The sequence below is a fragment of the Mesorhizobium intechi genome (genome assembly GCF_002879535.1).
GTDB classification, from domain to species: domain Bacteria; phylum Pseudomonadota; class Alphaproteobacteria; order Rhizobiales; family Rhizobiaceae; genus Mesorhizobium; species Mesorhizobium intechi.
The window spans coordinates 1-3,645 of the sequence record NZ_PNOT02000238.1 but is presented as its reverse complement, the minus strand read 5'-3'; the positions used below and the strand labels follow the sequence as shown (position 1 = coordinate 3,645).

Here is a 3,645-nt window from a genome sequence, read left to right as displayed (position 1 = left end):
CTTCGGCAAGGCGGGCGATCGCAAGGAATTCGCGAATCAGGATCACCACGAGCGCCAATATCGCGAGCGCCGCCGTGCCAGCGGCCAGCCAGCCCAGCCATTCGGCGCGGGCGAAGAGATCGCGGATCAGCTTGTCGGTCCACAGGCCGACAGCCAGCGAAACCAGCACGCCGATGGCGCCGAAGAAGATGCTGCCGAACAACGAGCGTTTCCTGGGAGCGACGGCCGGTGGCGGTTCGGCGGCTACGATGTCGGGCACGTCGAAGACGTCGACTTCCGCCGGTATGACCAGCGCGACATCGGTCTTCAGCCCGCGGGTTTTGCGCGGGGGCTCGGCCTGCCGCGTCTTCGACGCTTCTTGTACTGGCGCGGCTTCCGGCTCGATGCGGAAGGCCGCCGGCTTGCGGGGCGCGGTCATGCCAGATGGTCTCCGATCAGGAACTGCAAGGCACGGTCGAGCCTGATATGCGGCAGAGACAGCGTGACGCCTTCGGCTGTGCGTTCCAGTTTTGGCGGGCGGAATCGAACAAAGCGGATTGCCGGCTCCGTGGAATCCTGGGCGTGGTCGGATCCGGAGACGTCGAACACCACATCAATCTTCTCCGGTAAATCACCGGGAAATATGGCAGTTTCTGTTTTTCCGTCGAACGTTTCGCCGTTGATCTTCTCGTCGGCGATCGGCGTGCCGATGATGACAGGCAACGTCTCGCGGCCTTGTTTGACCGTGCCTTCGCGGGTCGCGCGCACCGCCGCCATCGCGACCACGTCGACGTCGGCGCCGGTGAAGTTCGCCCGTGCCACGGCGCGGTCRGCCAGCCGCCGCACGATCGCCTGCAACCGGTCATGGCTTTCGTGGTGCAAGTGATCGGCCTTGGTCGCGGCGACCAGGATGCGATCGATGCGCCGCGAAAAGAGGTCGGTGAGGAAGCTGCCCCGGCCGGGACGGAAGCAGCCGAGGATCTCGGTTACCGCACGCTCGAGGTCGGCCATTGCGCCGGGGCCGGCGTTCAGCGCCTGCATGGCGTCGATCAGGACGATCTGGCGATCGAGCCGGGTGATGTGTTCGCGGAAGAACGGTTTGACGACATACGTCTTGTAGGCCTCGTAGCGCCTCTCCATCATGGCATGCAGCGATCCCGGGCGCGGACGCCTGTCGAGGCCGGCCAGCGGCGCGAAGGTCAGCGCGGGCGAGCCTTCGAGGTCGCCAGGCATCAGGAAGCGGCCGGGTGGCAAGGTCGATAGCGCGCGCTCGTCGAGCTTGCAGGCCTTGAGATAGGCCGCGAAGCTTTCGGCGAGGCGGCGGGCGGTCATCTCGTCGGCGTCGGCATCCGGGTCGATTTCCGCCGAGATTGCCCGCCAGGCCCGCGAAAGGTCCTCGCGCACCGACAAAGTGGCCATCTCCATGGCGTCGGCTGAAAAATCGCCGAAGGATTTGCCGAGGAGCGGCAAGTCGAGCAGCCATTCGCCGGGATAATCGACGATGTCGACCGACAGTTTGCCGGATGAGAACATACGGCTCCAGCCGGAAGCCGACTCGTATTCGATGGTCAGCCGCAGTTCCGAAATAGCACGCGTGGAATCGGGCCAGGCACGGTCGTTGACGAGTGAAGCGATATGATCCTCGTACTGGAAGCGCGGCACGGCGTCGTCAGGCTGCTCCTCCAGGAAGGCGCGGGCGATACGGCCGGATTTCTGCGCCTCGAACAGTGGCAGGCGTCCGCCATGGATCAGATTGTGGACCAGCGCGGAGATGAACACTGTCTTGCCGGCGCGCGAAAGGCCCGTAACACCCAGCCGCAGCGAGGGAGAAAAAAGCCCGGTGGCGCGTCCCGACAGCGTGTCGAGGGCAATTCTTGCCTCGTCGGTGAAGGTGGTCAGCGATGATGCCAAAATGTGATCTCTCGGGCTTGGGTCCGTCCGATATAGGCGTTGGGACCCGGCTTTGAAATGGCGGCGGAAATCGATGCCGAAGCAATTCCAGGAAAAGTGCGGAGCCATTTTCCCGGGAAAAGCGCATAGCGCTTTGCCTTGGAAATTGCGGCAAAACCGCGAGTTAGAGGTCGGCCGGTGTCAGGAACGCCTCGAGATAACCCGTTTCCTGGGCAGCTTTCTTCAGTTCGTCCAGGAAACGCACGACCGCCAGGCCCGAGGTCGGGAACCCATGGTTGAGCATGGCACGCGCCGTCTCGTCGCCATCGCCTGACACTGCCATGGCAAGATCCTCCGTCATCGGATTGTGGCCGATGACCAGCAGTGACCCCGGCCCGCCATGTTCCCGGATGAGGCGGAGATAGCCGGCCGCGTCTTCGCTGTAGAGCGTGTCGAGAAACAGTACCTTGCCGGTGTCGGTCTGGCCGGCCAGCCCTTCGAGCGTTTCCTTGGCGCGCCGGGCGTTGGAGCACAATGTCAAATCGGGGACATAGCCACGGGAGCGCATGGCAGCGCCCATCGTCTGGGCATCGACGCGGCCGGAGGCGTCGAGCGGTCGATCGAAATCGCGCATGCCGGGCAGCGCCCAGCCAGCCTTGGCGTGCCGCAACAGATAGAGCCTGCTCACCCAACCTCCGATGATGCCGAAGCCGAAGCCGCGGCACGATTAGCCACGGGAAGGGCACCGCGCACAATGGCCCGTGTCCTTCCGTGCCAAGAATCACGCACGGGACAGGCTGGCAAGGGTTTGCGGCACTTTCTCCATCGAATCAGCGACATCTGCCTTCAACGGGTGTCGCTGGGGCACTTTAACAATTGCGTGAGTCGGTGGCTGATTGCGCTTGTGCAGTTGTCGGGCGGCGAATATATAGGCGCCAAATTTGGGGCAGTTTGGGTGAGTCGAATGAACGACATCGTTACCGCCGATTACGTACCCTCCGAAGACGAGCCGTTCATGAACGAGCGGCAGAAATCCTACTTCCGCCTGAAGCTCGTCACCTGGAAAAATGACATATTGCGCGAAGCGCGCGAAACTCTCGAAATCCTGCAGCAGGAAAACGCCAACCACCCCGACCTCGCCGACCGCGCCTCTTCCGAAACAGACCGCGCCATCGAGCTCAGGGCCCGCGACCGTCAGCGCAAACTCATCGCGAAGATCGATTCGGCGCTGCAGCGCATCGACGAAGGCACCTACGGCTATTGCGAGGAAACCGGCGAGCCGATCGCGCTGAAACGGCTCGACGCCCGTCCGATAGCCACCTTGTCGATCGAAGCGCAGGAACGGCATGAGCGCCGCGAAAAAGTCTATCGCGACGACTGACGCATTGCTTCTGGGCTGCATCTCAAGGCAGTCATAGGTGAAGTCATTGAAACAAAATGGCTGGGCCTTCGGGCCATTTTGTTGGCTGGATCGCAAAATGCGTTGCAGCAAGCGAAAGCAAACCCCACCAGCGGGACGCCTCAGGCGCCAATCATCTCTTTTGGCTGGAAAGTTCGCCGAGAAGCCTGGTCATTTCATCGTCGAGCGATTGCGGGGCCTTGGCTACCGGTTTGCCAACAGCGGCACCTGAGCGCGGCTGGTCGAGCGAAACCTCCAGGTCCTTCATCAGTTCGTCGTCGATACTGTCCTGCGGTGGCGATGGCGCGGGCCTGGCGGCATTGGCATTGGCGGAGCCATAGGCAGGCAGCGGCGTGACATTGGTCGATTGATGGGGC

The 3,645-nt window shown here is 62.8% G+C and carries 3 protein-coding genes and 2 pseudogenes; 1 reads left to right on the top strand and 4 read right to left on the bottom strand.

Going from position 1 to position 3,645, the window contains the following annotated elements; all coding sequences use genetic code 11:
- The 3 genes and pseudogenes from C1D09_RS20830 to C1D09_RS20820 form a co-directional block, all read right to left on the bottom strand.
- A pseudogene (locus C1D09_RS20830) lies at positions 1-418 on the bottom strand (TIGR01620 family protein); the annotation flags it as partial.
- Positions 415-1,890 carry a YcjX family GTP-binding protein gene (locus C1D09_RS20825; RefSeq protein ID WP_143976083.1) on the bottom strand — a complete coding sequence of 492 codons (1,476 nt, stop codon included), beginning with the start codon at positions 1,888-1,890 and terminating at the stop codon, positions 415-417. The gene C1D09_RS20825 and the pseudogene C1D09_RS20830, both read right to left, overlap by 4 nt.
- 163 nt (positions 1,891-2,053) lie before the next feature.
- Complete coding sequence (locus C1D09_RS20820; RefSeq protein WP_143976082.1) at positions 2,054-2,557, bottom strand: SixA phosphatase family protein; 504 nt, start codon at positions 2,555-2,557, stop codon at positions 2,054-2,056.
- Between the two features lie 276 nt (positions 2,558-2,833).
- Here C1D09_RS20820 and dksA point away from each other — a divergent pair, with 276 nt between their 5' ends.
- Positions 2,834-3,250, top strand: coding sequence for an RNA polymerase-binding protein DksA (gene dksA / locus C1D09_RS20815; protein ID WP_010909647.1), 417 nt, complete (start codon positions 2,834-2,836; stop codon positions 3,248-3,250).
- Between the two features lie 151 nt (positions 3,251-3,401).
- Here the strand turns inward: dksA and C1D09_RS20810 are convergent.
- Positions 3,402-3,645, bottom strand: a pseudogene (locus tag C1D09_RS20810) (hypothetical protein); the annotation flags it as partial.

Bases quoted from the DNA above. Each gene is read 5' to 3' on its own strand.
- dksA (WP_010909647.1), top strand. From the start codon at position 2,834: ATGAACGACATCGTTACCGCCGATTACGTACCCTCCGAAGACGAGCCG.